At 60.3% G+C, this 15,694-nt stretch carries 14 protein-coding genes; 7 read left to right on the top strand and 7 right to left on the bottom strand.

Annotated features, from left to right (window positions below):
• Positions 1 to 2: 2 nt before the first annotated feature.
• Positions 3 to 590 carry a cysteine dioxygenase family protein gene (locus tag AC1DYQ_RS02265; RefSeq protein ID WP_477685391.1) on the bottom strand — a complete coding sequence of 196 codons (588 nt, stop codon included), beginning with the start codon at positions 588 to 590 and terminating at the stop codon, positions 3 to 5.
• A gap of 131 nt (positions 591 to 721) precedes the next feature.
• Between AC1DYQ_RS02265 and AC1DYQ_RS02270 the strand changes: the two genes are divergently transcribed.
• Both AC1DYQ_RS02270 and AC1DYQ_RS02275 read left to right on the top strand, forming a co-directional pair.
• Positions 722 to 1,627, top strand: coding sequence for a LysR substrate-binding domain-containing protein (locus tag AC1DYQ_RS02270; protein WP_457280316.1), 906 nt, complete (start codon positions 722 to 724; stop codon positions 1,625 to 1,627).
• 288 nt (positions 1,628 to 1,915) lie between these two features.
• Positions 1,916 to 2,911: a Bug family tripartite tricarboxylate transporter substrate binding protein gene (locus tag AC1DYQ_RS02275; RefSeq protein ID WP_477669045.1), complete on the top strand. Its 996-nt coding sequence runs from the start codon at positions 1,916 to 1,918 to the stop codon at positions 2,909 to 2,911.
• Positions 2,912 to 2,990: 79 nt separating this feature from the next.
• On the opposite strand, the gene murI is transcribed toward AC1DYQ_RS02275, so the two are convergent.
• Together murI and AC1DYQ_RS02285 are read right to left on the bottom strand one after the other, a co-directional pair.
• The gene (gene murI / locus AC1DYQ_RS02280) at positions 2,991 to 3,794 is read right to left on the bottom strand and encodes a glutamate racemase (protein ID WP_477685392.1); all 804 of its coding nucleotides are present in this window, start codon (positions 3,792 to 3,794) and stop codon (positions 2,991 to 2,993) included.
• Positions 3,791 to 5,341, bottom strand: a complete 1,551-nt coding sequence (locus AC1DYQ_RS02285; RefSeq protein ID WP_477685393.1) for a fumarate hydratase — start codon at positions 5,339 to 5,341, stop codon at positions 3,791 to 3,793. The genes murI and AC1DYQ_RS02285 overlap by 4 nt, the downstream gene beginning before the upstream one ends.
• 183 nt (positions 5,342 to 5,524) lie before the next feature.
• On the opposite strand from AC1DYQ_RS02285, the gene fumC reads away from it, so the two are divergent.
• Entirely contained in the window at positions 5,525 to 6,916 is a 1,392-nt protein-coding gene (gene fumC, locus AC1DYQ_RS02290) for a class II fumarate hydratase (protein ID WP_477685394.1), read from the top strand.
• A gap of 58 nt (positions 6,917 to 6,974) precedes the next feature.
• On the opposite strand, the gene AC1DYQ_RS02295 is transcribed toward fumC, so the two are convergent.
• Positions 6,975 to 7,430: a hypothetical protein gene (locus AC1DYQ_RS02295; protein WP_477685395.1), complete on the bottom strand. Its 456-nt coding sequence runs from the start codon at positions 7,428 to 7,430 to the stop codon at positions 6,975 to 6,977.
• Positions 7,431 to 7,518: 88 nt separating this feature from the next.
• Here AC1DYQ_RS02295 and oxlT point away from each other — a divergent pair, with 88 nt between their 5' ends.
• Positions 7,519 to 8,853 (top strand): oxalate/formate MFS antiporter, encoded by a 1,335-nt coding sequence (gene oxlT, locus AC1DYQ_RS02300; protein WP_477685396.1) that lies wholly within the window; start codon positions 7,519 to 7,521, stop codon positions 8,851 to 8,853.
• A 69-nt stretch (positions 8,854 to 8,922) separates the two neighbouring features.
• Complete coding sequence (nhaA, locus tag AC1DYQ_RS02305) at positions 8,923 to 10,116, top strand: Na+/H+ antiporter NhaA (RefSeq protein ID WP_477685397.1); 1,194 nt, start codon at positions 8,923 to 8,925, stop codon at positions 10,114 to 10,116.
• A 20-nt stretch (positions 10,117 to 10,136) separates the two neighbouring features.
• Here the strand turns inward: nhaA and AC1DYQ_RS02310 are convergent, their stop codons facing one another.
• Entirely contained in the window at positions 10,137 to 10,751 is a 615-nt protein-coding gene (locus AC1DYQ_RS02310) for a YqhA family protein (RefSeq protein WP_477685398.1), read from the bottom strand.
• Positions 10,752 to 10,900: 149 nt separating this feature from the next.
• Between AC1DYQ_RS02310 and acs the strand changes: the two genes are divergently transcribed.
• Positions 10,901 to 12,898: an acetate--CoA ligase gene (gene acs / locus AC1DYQ_RS02315; RefSeq protein WP_477685399.1), complete on the top strand. Its 1,998-nt coding sequence runs from the start codon at positions 10,901 to 10,903 to the stop codon at positions 12,896 to 12,898.
• A 184-nt stretch (positions 12,899 to 13,082) separates the two neighbouring features.
• Here acs and AC1DYQ_RS02320 read toward each other — a convergent pair whose 3' ends face one another.
• Entirely contained in the window at positions 13,083 to 13,397 is a 315-nt protein-coding gene (locus tag AC1DYQ_RS02320) for a c-type cytochrome (protein WP_457280326.1), read from the bottom strand.
• A 124-nt stretch (positions 13,398 to 13,521) separates the two neighbouring features.
• Here AC1DYQ_RS02320 and AC1DYQ_RS02325 point away from each other — a divergent pair, with 124 nt between their 5' ends.
• Positions 13,522 to 13,767 carry a TIGR04438 family Trp-rich protein gene (locus AC1DYQ_RS02325; protein ID WP_477685400.1) on the top strand — a complete coding sequence of 82 codons (246 nt, stop codon included), beginning with the start codon at positions 13,522 to 13,524 and terminating at the stop codon, positions 13,765 to 13,767.
• A gap of 127 nt (positions 13,768 to 13,894) precedes the next feature.
• Here the strand turns inward: AC1DYQ_RS02325 and ilvD are convergent, their stop codons facing one another.
• The gene (gene ilvD / locus AC1DYQ_RS02330) at positions 13,895 to 15,595 is read right to left on the bottom strand and encodes a dihydroxy-acid dehydratase (RefSeq protein ID WP_477685401.1); all 1,701 of its coding nucleotides are present in this window, start codon (positions 15,593 to 15,595) and stop codon (positions 13,895 to 13,897) included.
• Between the last annotated feature and the right edge of the window lie 99 nt (positions 15,596 to 15,694).

Here is a 15,694-nt window from a genome sequence, read left to right on the forward strand (position 1 = left end):
GTTCAGCGGCGCGTCTGCACGCCGATGCCCATGGTTTCGTACGTACCTTTTTCCAGGTCGTAGCCGGTGCGCGTGTTCAGCGTTTCAAGCGCGCGGCCATACATGTGCAAGTGGCGTATCACCTGGCCGGCCGGAATCTCCACCGAATGGATGTCTTCGGGCATCAGGGCAATGCCCGTGCCGGGCTCGACCACGACGGAGTTGACCTCTTTGAGCTGTGCTTTGCCCGGCACTGAGCCATCGTCCTGGCGTTCGTACACGCGGTTGATCTCGGAGCCTTCCACGGCACTGATGCAGGCCCAGGTCGTATGGTTGTGCGGCACGATGCGTTTGCCGGGACGCATCACGTTGAGGTAAAGCGCGAAGCTCTGGTCGGCGTCTTCAGCGATCAGGTAGCGCGCCTGCAGTTCGGGGCTTTCGGGCGCAGCGAAATCCGTGGCGCTCCACAGCTCCTTCTGGCCGGCCAGCTGGTTCAGGACCGCGAGCACTTTGGCCAGCGACTGACGATTTGCCTCGCCGCTCCCAACAATAATTTTAATGTTTTGAATGGCGGCACCAACTACCTGGTTGCGCTCGGCTGCTGCGGTCATGGGCATCTTCCTGAGTGAGGTTTTGGGTTTACTTGGCCTAATATAGTCAACTCGTATTTCTGAAACAACTCAGAAATAGAGATAAATACATTAGCATTTGTAATAAGTAGATATTTACAAAACGCCTGGAAATGAAAACCCTTGATCTGGAATTGCTGCGAGCGCTGGTGGCCATTGATGAGCAGGACAGCTTTGCCAGCGCCGCCGTGCAGCTGGGCAAAACGCAATCGGCGGTGACGCAGCAAATGCAGCGGCTGGAAGACCAGATCGGCCACCCGCTGTTTGAAAAGCATGGGCGCCAGAAGCGCCTGACGCCGCATGGGTTAAAGCTGCTCGGTTACGCGCGCCACCTGCTGGCCATCAATGACGATGCCTTGCGCAGCCTGCAGCAAGGCAACCTGGAGGGGGTACTGCGCATAGGCGCGCCGCACGACGTGGCCGACACCATGCTGCCGACGCTGCTGGCACAGGTGGCGCGTGCTTCGCCGCTGTTGCAGCTCGACATCCATGTGGGGCGCAGCCCTTTCCTGATGGAATCCCTCAAGCGCGGCGAGATCGACATGACCATCTCCAACCGCAACGACCCGGCGCTCGACGGCGTGGTGCTGCGTACCTCACCCACGGTGTGGTTGTGCTCAGCCAGCTACGTACATGACCGCGCCAAGCCGGTGCCACTGATTCTGGTGGAGGGCCCCAGCGTGTTCCACAGGCTGGCGCGAGAGGCGCTGGACGCTGCCGGAATTCCCTGGTCGCCGAGCTATACCGCTTCCAGCCTGATCGGCATCAAGGCTGCACTGCGTGCGGGTTTGGGTGTGACTGCGCGCGGCATCGAGATGGCGGGCAGCGACCTGCGCGTGCTGGGCGAAAACGATGGACTGCCGCGCTTGCCTGAGCTTGATTACTACCTGTTCGTTCGAAAGAATGTCATTAACCCGGTGACACGCAAGGTGTTCGAGATGCTGAAATCCAACCTCGGTTTGATTCGCAGCGCGGCGGACCCGGCTATCCCCGCCGCGCGTGCCGATCGGGAAATTTAAGCGCCGCCTGAAAAAGCGAACGGCCGAAATTCCGGGGAAAAACGCATCCGCGAATGCGCTGCAGACTTTTTAATTACTTTGCTGAAAAGTATGCGCATATGAATTTGCGGTGTCGCGAGATCACAAAAAATAAACGCGCGAAAACGTTGGACGCGAGCCACAAGTAGCGGCTGTATCTGCGTGGTAACACGGTGCATGCGTCATCTGCGGTGTACGCTCGCCGGACGCTGACGATGCCCACGAGGAGGTGGGGTTGTCTCGCGTATCCGATCAATGCAAGGAGAGTTCATGTCAGTTTCAACATTCCCCATCAAGCGGCGCACGCTGCTTGCTGGTTCCGCAGCCACCCTGGCGCTTGGCGCTGCGCCCGCATGGGCTGCCTACCCCGACAAGCCCATCAAGATCATCGTTCCCTGGGCAACGGGCGGCAGCACCGATGCCATTACCCGCGTGCTGGCACAGCGGCTGAGCGAAGGGCTGAAGCAACCCGTGATCGTCGACAACAAGCCGGGTGGCGCGGGCCACGTGGGGATTGACCAGGCCGCCAAGTCGGCACCCGATGGCTATACGCTGGCGATCGTGGAGTTGTCGCACGTGTACGCGCCCGCAGTTGTTGCCAACCTGCCTTACGACATGCTGCGCGACTTCACGCCGATCACGCTGGTGGGTACATCGCCCATGGTGCTGTTTACCGGCATGGGCCCCGAAAACAGCGACTTCAAGACTTTCCTGAAAACTTCTTCGACCGCCAAGGGTGGGCCACCTGCCATGGCGAACAGCGGCACAGGGTCTATCAGCCATCTGGTGGGCGAGCTGTTTTCCCAGGAGACCAAAATCAAGTTCAACATGGTGCCTTACCGCGGCGGCGCGCCGGCGATGGTGGACCTGGCTGCCGGCCAGGTGTCTTCTTACTTCGCCACGCTGGCGACCGGCTCCAGCCTGATGGCCTCCGGAAAGGTCAAGGCGCTCGCAGTGACGGGTCGCAAGCGTTCGGACGTTCCCATCCTGCGCTCCTTGCCGACGATGACTGAGCTCGGCTTGAAGAACATGGATGTTGCGCAGTGGTGGGCGCTTGTTGCGCCAGCGACCACGCCGCTTGAAGTCACCGAGCGGCTTCGCCTCGAACTCCTGAGTGCGATGTCGGATTTCAAGGTGGTGGAACGTATGTCCGCTTTGGGCGTGGAAATGAAAGGTACTTCGCGCGACCAGTTGCGTGGATTCCTTCGGGCGGAGTCGGAGCGCTGGCGCACCCTGGCGCGTAACGTGGGACTGAAGCCGCAATAACTTCAGTTGCTTCAACGGATTCGGCTCATCACCGAGTCGATGCGTACCAGCGCCGGCGAGTCCGGCCGGCGCTGCGGTGCTATAGCTGCAGGCCCAGCCAGCGTCGCGCGGCTGCGTTCAGCGACTCCTGCTGACCCGTTGTCAGCAAAGTGATATGGCCGGGTGCGTCGCCTTGCCGCAGCTGCCCGGCGGCTTCGAGCAAACGGCGGGTCTGCCGCGCGACCGGCTCGCCGGTCTCGATCAGGCGGACGTCGGTGCCCACCATTTTCTGCAGTGTGTCCCACGCGAAGGCGTAATGCGTGCAGCCCAGCACCAGGGTATCGACCTGCCCGGCTTGGCCGCCGAAGGGCCCGATCGCTTGCGTGTATCCACGGCATAAAGCACTGATCTGCGCAACATCATGGTTCTGGATCGCATCGGCCAGCCCGTCGCACGGCTGCAGGATGAACTCGGCCTGGCCTTTCAGCGAATCGTGCAGGGCGCGCAGCTTGGCGCTTGCCACCGTGCCGCGCGTCGCCATGACGCCGATGCGGCCTGTCCTGCTCAACGCGACGGCCGGCTTGAGTGCCGGCTCGACGCCGACCAGCGGCAAGTCCGGGTGCTCGGTTCGTACGAGGTGAACGGCGGCCGCCGTCGCGGTATTGCACGCGATCACCAGTGCCTTGATCGCATGCTCTTCGCGCAATTTGCGCACGACGGCGCGTGTGCGCTCAATGACAAAAGCGTCGCCGCGCTCGCCATAAGGCGCGAAGCCCGCGTCGGCCAGGTAGACGAAGGACTCCGCGGGCAATTCGGCCCGCAATGCCTTGAAGACGCTAAGGCCACCCACGCCGCTGTCGAACACGCCGACCGGCCGGTCGGCGCCGGCATGGCCTTCGCTCACGCGGCTGCGACGGGAATGTTTTTGAACTCGCCGGTGGCGATTTTCTTTTGCCACTCGGCCGGGCCGGTGATGTGCGCGCTGGTGCCGCCCGCATCCACCGCCACGGTCACCGGCATGTCAACCACGTCGAATTCATAGATCGCTTCCATGCCCAGATCGGCAAAGCCCACCACCTTGGCGGTCTTGATGGCCTTGCTGACCAGGTAGGCCGCACCGCCGACGGCCATCAGGTAGGCGCTCTTGTGCTTCTTGATGGCTTCGATGGCGACCGGGCCGCGCTCGGACTTGCCGATCATTGAAATCAAACCGGTCTCGGCCAGCATCATTTCAGTAAAGCCGTCCATGCGGGTGGCAGTGGTCGGGCCGGCAGGTCCTACGGCTTCATCGCGCACTGGATCGACCGGGCCGACGTAGTAGATGACGCGGTTGGTGAAATCCACCGGCAGCTTTTCGCCCTTGCCCAGCATGTCTTGAATGCGCTTGTGCGCGGCGTCGCGGCCGGTCAGCATCTTGCCGTTGAGCAGCAAGGTCTGGCCGGGCTTCCAGCTGGCAACTTCTTCCTTCGTGAGCGTATTGAGATCGACTTTTTTGCTCTTCTTGTAGTCGGGCGTCCAGTTCACGTTGGGCCAGAGATCCAGCGAAGGCGGGTCCAGGTAGACCGGGCCGCTGCCGTCCATCACGAAGTGCGCGTGGCGCGTGGCGGCGCAGTTGGGGATCATCGCGACAGGCTTGCTGGCGGCGTGCGTCGGGTACATCTTGATCTTGATGTCGAGCACGGTGGTGAGGCCGCCCAGGCCTTGCGCGCCTATGCCCAGCGCGTTGACCTTCTCAAACAGTTCAAGTCGCAGCTCTTCGGTCTTGGTCATTTTGGCGCCAGAAGACGATTTGGCTTGGAGCTCGTACATGTCCAGGTCGTCCATCAGGCTTTCCTTGGCCATCAGCACGGCTTTTTCGGCGGTGCCGCCAATGCCGATGCCCAACATGCCGGGCGGGCACCAGCCGGCGCCCATGGTGGGCACGGTTTTGAGCACCCAGTCGACCACCGAGTCGCCGGGGTTGAGCATGACCATCTTGCTTTTGTTTTCACTACCGCCGCCTTTGGCCGCCACGGTGACGTCAATCTTGTTGCCGGGCACCAGCTCGGTGAAGATCACGGCCGGTGTGTTGTCTTTGGTGTTCTTGCGGTCGAACTGCGGGTCAGCCACCACGGAGGCGCGCAAGGTGTTGTCAGGGTGGTTGTAGCCGCGGCGCACGCCTTCGTTGATAGCGTCGTCAATGCTGCCGGTGAAGCCTTCCCAGCGCACGTCCATGCCGACTTTAAGGAACACGTTGACGATGCCGGTGTCCTGGCAGATGGGGCGCTGGCCCGTCGCGCTCATCTTGCTGTTGGTGAGGATCTGTGCAATCGCGTCCCTGGCGGCCGGGCTTTGCTCGCGCTCATAGGCGCGAGCCAGGTGCGCGATGTAGTCGGTGGGGTGGTAGTAGCTGATGTACTGCAGGGCAGCGGCTACGGATTCGATGAGGTCGGCTTGCTTGATCGTGGTCATGGTGGGTCGTCGTTATGAGGGCGTTTCGGGGAAATTTCGGGCAAACCCCGCAATTATCCGCCCTTGGGCGGGCGACTCGGGCATGTCGGGCGAGAGGATCCAAAACCCTTCAGATGAGAATCTTTCTCGTCTGCGGTCATACTAGGACTCTTAACCATCTTTTTTGACGCGCAGGATATTTCCATGACGACAAGCAGCACGCGCACGGAGCGCGATACCTTTGGCCCTATCGAGGTGCCGGCCGACAAACTCTGGGGTGCGCAGACGCAGCGCTCGCTGCAGAATTTCGACATCTCGGGCGAGCAGCAGCCACGCGAAATCATCAAGGCGCTGGCGCAGGTCAAGCGCTCATCGGCCAGGGTCAACCAAGCGTTGGGCCTTCAGGACGAGAAAAAAACCAAAGCCATCGTGGCCGCAGCCGACGAGGTGATCGCGGGCGGGCATGCGGACGAATTCCCCCTGGTGGTATGGCAGACGGGCTCCGGCACGCAGACCAATATGAATGTCAACGAAGTGCTGGCCAATCGCGCCAGCGAAATTCTGGGCGGTGAGCGCGGCGAGGGCCGCCTGGTGCATCCCAATGACGATGTCAACCGCAGCCAGTCGTCCAATGATGTGTTTCCTACCGCCATGCATGTGGCGGCTGTGGAGGCCATGACCCACAAGCTCCTGCCAGCGATTGCGAAGTTGCGCGCGACGCTGGCGCAAAAAGCCAAAGACTTCGACAGCATCGTGAAGATTGGACGTACCCATCTGCAGGATGCGACACCACTCACCCTGGGCCAGGAGTTCTCGGGTTATGTCGCGCAACTGGACCATGGTGAAAAGCATGTCCGCGCGGCCTTACCGCATTTGTATGAGCTTGCACTCGGCGGCACCGCCGTTGGTACGGGGCTCAATGCACCGAAGGGGTATGCGGAGCAAGTGGCGGCCGAATTGGCCACGCTCACGGGCCTGCCTTTTGTGACCGCACCCAACAAGTTCGAGGCGCTGGCCTCGGTCGACGGCCTGGTGCATGCGCACGGCGCCCTCAAGACATTGGCCGCCAGCATGATGAAAATCGCCAACGACGTGCGCTGGCTGGCCAGCGGCCCGCGCAGCGGCATCGGCGAACTCAGCATTCCCGAAAACGAGCCTGGCTCGTCCATCATGCCGGGCAAGGTCAACCCGACGCAGAGCGAAGCCGTCACCATGCTGGCGGCGCAGGTGTTCGGCAACGATGTGGCCATCAACTTCGGCGGTGCCTCGGGTAACTTCGAGCTCAATGTGTTCCGGCCCATGGTGGCGCACAACTTTTTGCAAAGCGTGCGCCTGCTGGCCGATGGCATGGTGAGCTTTAACGACCATTGCGCCGTGGGCATCGAGCCGAATCGCGAACGCATCGCCGAACTGGTTGACCGCTCGCTGATGCTGGTGACGGCGCTGAACACGCACATCGGCTATGACAAGGCCGCCTTCATCGCGAAGAAGGCCCACAAGGAAGGCAGCAGCCTGCGCGATGCGGCACTGGCTTCCGGTCATGTCACGGCCGAGCAGTTTGATGCCTGGGTGCGGCCTGAAAAAATGGTGGGCTGACGCTGACCACACCCGGTTTGGGGGGGAGCTGGTGGGTTGAAGGATTCAAGGGTTTACCCTAAGATTGCACCCGTGAATGTTCACGCCACAAAGGAAATTCATGACCGCCTTCGCCTTGTATTTGAGGATTGCCCGGCCCGCCGCCATTGCGCGCGTACGCCTTGTGCTGCGTGAGTTGATTGCTGCTACGCCGCTGTCTATTTTTATCAGCGCGCTGCGGGCCCGCTAATTTGATTGCTGCCGGGCGGTTTGCGCCGCCGGCAGTAGACCGCACCACGCGGTTGCTCTTTTTCTCTTGTTTTCTTTTCAGTGCCGCCGGTGCAATGCCGGACACTTGCTGATTCTGCATTGCGCGCTCAGGCTCAGCGCCGCTAACACGCGCACTCCCCATTCTGTAAATCAAATCCATCGCAGTGGCCGGGGTTTGGGATTGCACGATTCTTTCAACTCGCTTTCGTTTTTTTGAGCGATGTGTAAAGTTTTTTTCAAACTTGATCGCGGTCAATGGGCTCATAAATGTCCGCTCTCACAATCCGCTCACAACAACAGCATCAACGATTGCAATTGCAATTTCCACGGCATAAAAGCGACAGGAGACATCAATGACATACGCCACTACGGCAACCCGTGCGCCATCCACCGCCCATCGCTGGATACAGCTTCTCTTGGGCATCGTTTGCATGGCGATGATTGCCAACCTGCAATATGGCTGGACCCTTTTTGTGAATCCGATTGCCGACAAGCACGGCTGGAGCAAGGCCGCCATTCAGGTGGCCTTCACGATTTTTGTGTTGACCGAAACCTGGCTCGTGCCGATTGAAGGCTATCTCGTCGACCGTTTCGGGCCACGTCCGGTGGTCATGGTCGGTGGCATTCTTTGCGGCGTGGGCTGGGTGATCAATTCCTTTGCCGATTCACTGATGCTGCTCTACATCGCTGCTGCGATCAGTGGCGTTGGCGCGGGTGCGGTGTACGGTACCTGCGTCGGCAATGCCTTGAAGTGGTTTCCGGATCGCCGAGGCCTGGCTGCGGGTCTCACGGCTGCAGGTTTTGGCGCGGGCTCCGCGCTCACTATTCTTCCGATCTCGGCCATGATCAAGGGCAGCGGCTACCAGTCTGCCTTCCTGTACTTCGGGATCATTCAGGGCGTGATCGTATTTGTCGTGTCGTTCCTGTTGACGCGGGCACCGGCGAACCTGGCCAAGAGCGGCTCGATCTCCACGATCAATGTGCAGCAGAGCCGGCGCGACTACACACCGTCCGAAGTCCTGCGTTCACCGGTGTTCTGGGTGATGTACGTCATGTTCGTGATGGTGGCGGCCGGCGGGCTGATGGCTACGGCCCAGCTCGGACCTATCGCCAAGGATTTCAACGTCGGCGACGTGCCCGTCAGCATCATGGGTCTGGCGCTGCCGGCGCTCACATTTGCCCTGGCCATTGACCGCGTGCTTAACGGGCTCACCCGTCCGTTCTTTGGTTGGGTGTCGGACCAGATCGGCCGTGAAAAAACGATGCTGATCGCCTTTGGCATCGAGTCGGTGGGCATCCTGGCGCTCTATCAGTTTGGCCACAACCCGGTTGCCTTCGTGGTACTGACGGGCATGGTGTTCTTCGCCTGGGGCGAAATCTACAGCCTCTTTCCCTCAACCTGCGCCGATACCTTTGGCTCCAAGTACGCCGCATCCAACGCCGGCCTGCTGTACACCGCCAAGGGTACGGCGTCGCTGCTGGTTCCACTGTCCAGTGTGCTCACTGCGATGACCGGCAACTGGCACGCTGTCTTTATTGTTGGCAGCGTCATGAATGCGATTGCGGCGCTGATGGCCTGGTATGTGCTGCGCCCGATGCGGCGTGCCGAGATGGAAAAGGCCGTGCTGCCTGCGGCTGCTTCCGACAAGGCTCCCAGCTTCGGTCCTCTTCCGCAGTCCGCGCAATAGAGAGCAGCATTGCGGCCCGGAGCCTGCGGCGCGATGGGCCGCCATCCTGCGGGTCTGGGACAATAGGGCATGCTGAAGCTTGTCCACCGTACCCTCAACCAGTTCATCAATTCGCAATCGCTTTCGGGCGTGGTGCTGGCGCTGGCCGCTGTGGCTGCGCTGCTGCTGAGCAACTCGCCATGGAGTGAGGTTTACAACCGGTTTGTGCAACTGCCAGGCGAACTGCGGGTAGGTGGTGATCTGCTGGTGCTCTCCAAGTCGTTATTACACTGGGTCAATGACCTGTGGATGGCGGTGTTTTTCTTTCTGGTGGGCCTGGAGATCAAGCGCGAGCTGATTGAGGGCGAGTTGGCCTCACCTGCTCAGGCGCTGTTGCCGGCAGGTGCCGCGTTGGGCGGTATGGTGGCGCCGGCGCTCATCTACATGGCGATCAATGCTGGCGACCCGGTCGCGATGCGCGGCTGGGCGATTCCGGCTGCCACCGACATCGCCTTTGCGCTGGGCATTCTGGTGTTGCTGGGTAGCCGCGTGCCGGCATCGCTCAAGGTGTTTTTGACCGCTGTCGCCATCATTGATGACCTGGGTGCCATCCTGATCATTGCGTTTTTCTACACCGAGGGTTTGTCGGTGATGGCGTTGTTGGCCGCCGGGATCGGTGGGTTGCTCTTGCTGGCCTTTAACCGGGCGAAGGTGATGGCCATAGGGCCCTACGTGGCAGTGGGCCTGGTAATCTGGCTCTTTGTTTACAAGTCCGGCATTCATGCAACGCTGGCGGGCGTCATTACTGCGCTGGCGATTCCCCTTTCAGACGGCAAAGACGGTTCGCCGCTTAAAACAGCTGAACATACGCTGCACCCCTGGGTGGCTTTTGCTGTGTTGCCCATGTTTGCCTTCGCCAACGCAGGGGTGTCGCTTCAGGGTGTGACGCCAGGAACGCTCCTTCAAAGCGTGCCCCTGGGCATCGCCGCAGGCCTGCTGGTGGGCAAGGCTGTCGGCGTGTTTGGCGCTTCCTGGCTGTTGATCCGCTTTGCCGGTGCTCGCTTGCCTGCAGGGGCCGGCTGGAGCCAGTTTTTCGGAGTCTGCCTGCTGTGCGGCGTGGGCTTCACCATGAGCCTTTTCATCGGTGCGCTCGCATTCGCCGGCCAGGATGCGGCATACGAGACGCAACTGAAGCTGGGTGTGCTGTGCGGTTCGTTGTTGTCAGGGGTGCTGGGTGCGCTGATGCTGCTGCGCACAAGCGCTGCCGAAAAGGCGCCGGGCTAGGACCGCCCGGCGTGACGCGGTCAATGCTTTTGTGCGGCGATCGCGGACATGATCTTGTCGGTGTAGGCGATCGCAATCGCCGACAACAGGAAGGTGATGTGGATCACCGTTTGCGCAATCAGGACCCTGTCGGTGTAATTGTCGGCATTAATGAAGGTCTTCAGCAAGTGGATGGAGCTGATGCCGATGATGGCCGTTGCGAGCTTCACTTTCAATACTGAGGCGTTCACGTGGCTCAGCCATTCGGGCTGGTCGCGGTGGCCTTCGAGGTTCATGCGGCTCACGAAGGTTTCGTAGCCGCCCACGATCACCATGATCAACAGATTCGAGATCATGACCACGTCGATCAGCGCCAGCACCACCAGCATGATGACCGTCTCGTTGAGCGACACGATGGGCGTGGAGGTCTTGTAGCCGATGCTGGTGATCAGCGACTGCAGTGCGGTCTGGCTGCCGAAGGCGGCTTCAATCAGGTGCCACAACTCCACCAGAAAGTGCAGCACGTACACGGCCTGCGCGGCGATCAACCCGAGGTACAGCGGCAATTGCAGCCAGCGGCTGGCAAAAATCAGGTTGGGCAAGGGGCGCAGGGGCGAAATTTTGGCGGGAGTGGGGGATTGGGTGGGTTCAGTCATGATGGCGTAAGCTGGGGGTTTGCGGCATTGTAGGGGGAGTGCAGGTACCCCCTGAATTGCAGAAGTTGTAAGGTTCAAGCCAGTCAGTGGCTTGTAAGTGCGGCAGAAGACAGTACCACGCATTCAGTGACAAACAGGAGACAAAACCAATGAGCGCCCCTTCATCCGCGATCGAATCCACCCTGGTTGAAAATCGCATCTTTCCGCCGACACCGGCCACCGTAAAGGCCGCGCGTATTTCGGGTATGCCGGCTTACCAGGCGCTGTGCACCGAAGCCGAGAAGGACTTTGAAGGGTTTTGGGCTCGCCTGGCGCGCGAAAACCTGAGCTGGAAGAAGCCATTCACCCAGACATTGGATGAGTCCGATGCTCCGTTCTACAAGTGGTTTGCCGATGGTGAACTCAACGCTTCCTACAACTGTCTGGACCGCCATCTCGGTACACCGGTCGAAAACAAAAAAGCCATCATCTTTGAAAGCGACGACGGCAAGGTCACCAACGTCACTTACAAAGAATTGCATGCCAGGGTCAGCCAGTTTGCGAGCGCGCTGAAAGGCGCCGGCATCAAAAAGGGCGACCGCGTCATCATCTACATGCCAATGACGGTCGAAGGCGTGGTGGCCATGCAGGCTTGCGCGCGCATAGGCGCCACGCATTCGGTGGTTTTCGGCGGCTTCTCGGCCAAGAGCCTCCAGGAGCGCATTCAGGACGCCGGCGCCGTGGCCGTTATCACCGCCAATTACCAGTTGCGTGGCGGCAAAGAGCTGCCGCTCAAGGCCATCGTCGATGAAGGCATTGGGATGGGAGGCTGCGAGTCAATCAAGAACGTGATCGTCTACCAGCGCACCGCCACTGCCTGCAACATGGTGGCCGGCCGCGACAGCCTGATGCACGAAATAACTGCCAAAGCGGCGCCGGTGTGTGAGCCCGAGTTCGTCGGCGCAGAGCACCCGCTTTTCATCCTTTACACCTCGGGCTCGACCGGCAAGCCCAAGGGCGTGCAGCACAGCACCGGTGGCTACCTGCTCTGGGCCAAACTCACCATGGACTGGACCTTCGACATCCAGCCCGCCGACGTGTTCTGGTGCACCGCCGACATCGGTTGGATCACCGGCCACACCTACGTGGCCTACGGCCCGCTGGCTGCCGGCGCAACGCAGATCATCTTTGAAGGAATACCGACCTTCCCGAATGCGGGCCGCTTCTGGCAGATGATCGAAAAACACAAGGTCACGATTTTCTACACGGCGCCTACGGCCATCCGTTCATTGATCAAGGCCGCCGAGGCTGATGAGAAGGTGCATCCGGCCCGCTCCGACTTGAGCAGCCTGCGCATCCTGGGCTCTGTTGGCGAGCCGATCAACCCGGAAGCCTGGATGTGGTACTACAAGAACGTGGGTGGCGAGCGCTGCCCCATCGTCGACACCTTCTGGCAAACCGAAACCGGTGGCCACATGATCACGCCGCTGCCCGGCGCCACGCCGCTGGTGCCCGGCAGCTGCACGCTGCCATTGCCCGGCATCATGACCGCCATCGTCGATGAAACCGGCAAGGACCTGCCCAATGGCGCGGGCGGCATGCTGGTCGTCAAGCGGCCTTGGCCGTCCATGATCCGCACGATCTGGAACGACCCTGACCGCTTCAAGAAAAGCTACTTCCCCGAAGAAATGGGCGGCACGATTTACCTGGCCGGCGACGGGGCAGTGCGCAATGTCGATAACGGCTATTTCCGCATCACCGGCCGCATCGATGACGTGCTGAATGTGTCGGGCCATCGCATGGGCACCATGGAAATCGAATCGGCGCTGGTAGCGCACTCTACGCTGGTGGCCGAGGCCGCCGTGGTGGGGCGGCCCGATGACCTGACGGGCGAGGCCATTGTGGCCTTTGTAGTGCTCAAGCGTTCACGCCCGACGGGTGAAGAAGCCAAGGCGATTGCCAAGGAGCTGCGCGACTGGGTGGGCAAGGAAATCGGCCCGATCGCCAAGCCCAAGGACATCCGCTTTGGCGACAACCTGCCCAAGACCCGAAGCGGCAAGATCATGCGCCGCCTGCTGCGCGGCATCGCCAAGGGCGAGACCATCACCCAGGACACCTCGACGCTTGAAAACCCTGCCATTCTCGATCAGCTGTCTGAAAAGCAGTGATCGAGAACGTGGCGTAGCCGCGTCAGCGAAGCTGGGGCAGGTGGGGGACACTCATATCGCGAAGCGATGTGACGTGGCCACAAAACCCTGCCATTCTTGATCAGCTGTCTGAAAAGCAGTGATTTTGAAGCCGGCATAAAAAAAGCCCGTCATTGACGGGCTTTTTTTGGCCAGAAGCCCTCGGTTATTTCTGGGTCAGGATCCAGGCAACCAGTTTTTTGGCTTCGTCTGGGCTTACCTGGGCGTTGGCTGGCATGGGCACCGGGCCCCAGACGCCTGAACCACCCTTGATGACTTTGGCGGCCAGCTTGTCGGCTGCGTCTTTTTGCCCTGCATATTTGGCTGCGACATCCTTGTAGGAGGGCCCAACCAGTTTCTTGTCAACGGCGTGGCAAGCCATGCAGTTTTTTGCGGTTGCCAGTTGCAGATCCGCCAGCGCAGGGGTTGATACTGCAAAAACTGCAGCCATGGAAGCGATGACCGAAAGAATGCGTTTCATGGATTGTCCTCGTGGGGAGTTGTGGATTCGGTTACAGTCAATTAACGTCATTGTAGTGGTGCCGGTTGACCTGGGTTTCAAGGGTTGACCCGGCCAAACCATCACATATTCAGAGGAGTTACAGATGTTTTTTCTATTGGTTGGAATTGCTGCATTGGCACTGAAGTATCTCGAAATCGGTCCCGTTGCCACATTGAGCTGGTGGATTGTGCTTTGTCCATTCGCGCTTGCAGCTCTCTGGTGGTGGTGGGCGGATGCATCGGGCTATACCAAACGCAGGGAAGTGGACAAGATGGACAAACGCAGGCAAGACCGCATCGACAAACAGCGCGACGCCATGGGCATGCTTTCGGCGAAGAAAAAGAAATAGCTGATACAGCACAACTAGCTAAGGCGCCAGTCAAGTTACCCGGTTTTCGCAACTGGCAGCTGGCCCCAAAGCAAAGAGCCCGTGAAGTCTGTAACTTCACGGGCTCTTTGGGCTTCGGAGGATCAAATCAATAGTCGTCCAGCACCGCACCCTTGCTGGCACTTGATGCATTGAAAGCGAACTTGGCCTGGACGCCGCGGGTATAGCGTGGCGCTGGGGCTTTCCAGCCGACCTTGCGTTTGGCCAATTCGGCATCACTGATATTCAGCTGCAACAGGAGTTGCTTCGAATCGATGGTGATCGAATCTCCCTCATTGATGAAGGCGATGTTGCCGCCAGCCGCAGCTTCGGGTGCCACGTGGCCAACCACCATGCCCCAGGTGCCGCCCGAGAAGCGGCCGTCGGTGATCAGGCCCACACTCTCGCCCAGGCCGGCGCCAATCAGCGCGCCGGTGGGAGCCAGCATTTCAGGCATGCCTGGCCCACCCTTGGGGCCCAGGTAACGCAGCACCATCACGTCGCCAGCCTTGATCTTGCCAGCCAGGATGGCGGCCAGAGCAGACTGTTCATCATCAAATACACGGGCCGGACCGGTCATGACGGGATTCTTCAGACCGGTTATCTTCGCCACGCAGCCTTCGGGCGAAAGGTTGCCCTTCAGGATGGCCAGGTGGCCCTGTGCATACATGGGGTTATTGATGGGGCGAATGACGTCCTGGTCGGCACGTGGCACTTCAGGAACGTCCTTGAGAGTCTCGGCGATGGTTTGGCCAGAAATTGTCAAACAGTCGCCGTGCAGCAGTCCCGCAACCAGCAACGTCTTCATGACCTGGGGAATGCCGCCTGCGCGGTGCAGGTCGACTGCGAGGTATTTGCCGGACGGTTTCAGGTCGCACAGCACGGGTGTGCGCTGACGCACACGTTCAAAGTCGTCAATCGTCCATTCGACACCGGCCGTGTGGGCGATGGCCAGAAAGTGCAGCACGGCATTGGTCGAACCGCCGGTCGCCATGATCACCGCCACGGCGTTTTCAATCGCTTTTTTGGTGACGATGTCGCGCGGCTTGATGTCCTTCTTGATCGCTTCAACCAGAACCTTGGCCGACTCTTTGGCCGAGTTCATTTTCTCGTCATGCGGATTGGCCATGGTGCTGGAGTAGGGCAGCGAAATGCCGAGCGCTTCAAAAGCGCTGGACATGGTGTTGGCCGTGTACATACCGCCGCAGCTGCCGGTGCCCGGAATGGCGCGGCGCTCGATCTGCAGCAGGTCTTCGTCGCTCATGCGGCCGGCGGCGTTTTCGCCCACGGCTTCAAACACGCTGACGATGTTCAGGTCTTTGCCCTTGTAGGTGCCTGGCAGGATGGTGCCGCCATAGACGTAGATCGCCGGCACGTTGGCGCGCAGCATGCCCATCAGGCCGCCCGGCATGTTCTTGTCGCAGCCACCAACCACCAGCACGCCGTCCATCCACTGGCCCTGCACGCAGGTCTCGATGCAGTCGGAGATCACTTCGCGGCTCACGAGGGAGTACTTCATGCCCTCTGTGCCCATGGCCATGCCGTCGGAAATCGTGGGTGTGCCGAATACCTGCGCGTTGCCGCCAGCTTCCTCGATACCGGCAATTGCCGCGTCGGCCAGTTTTTGCAGGCCGCTGTTGCAGGGCGTGATCGTGCTGTGCCCATTGGCCACGCCGATCATGGGTTTTTTGAAATCGTCGGCCTCGTAGCCCATGGCGTAGTACATGGAGCGGTTGGGCGCGCGCGATTTGCCCTCGGTGATGTTCCTGCTGCGTGGGTTGGCAACGATGTTGACGGTTTTGGTTTCCATGGGGTGTCTTGTGGTGTTGGCTACTGTGGCTTGCCCGTGTTTGACCTTGGGCATGCATCGGGAGAAACAGAGTATGCGTGCTTTAACTGATTCTTTCTA

The organism is Polaromonas sp. P1_F4 (genome assembly GCF_056405675.1).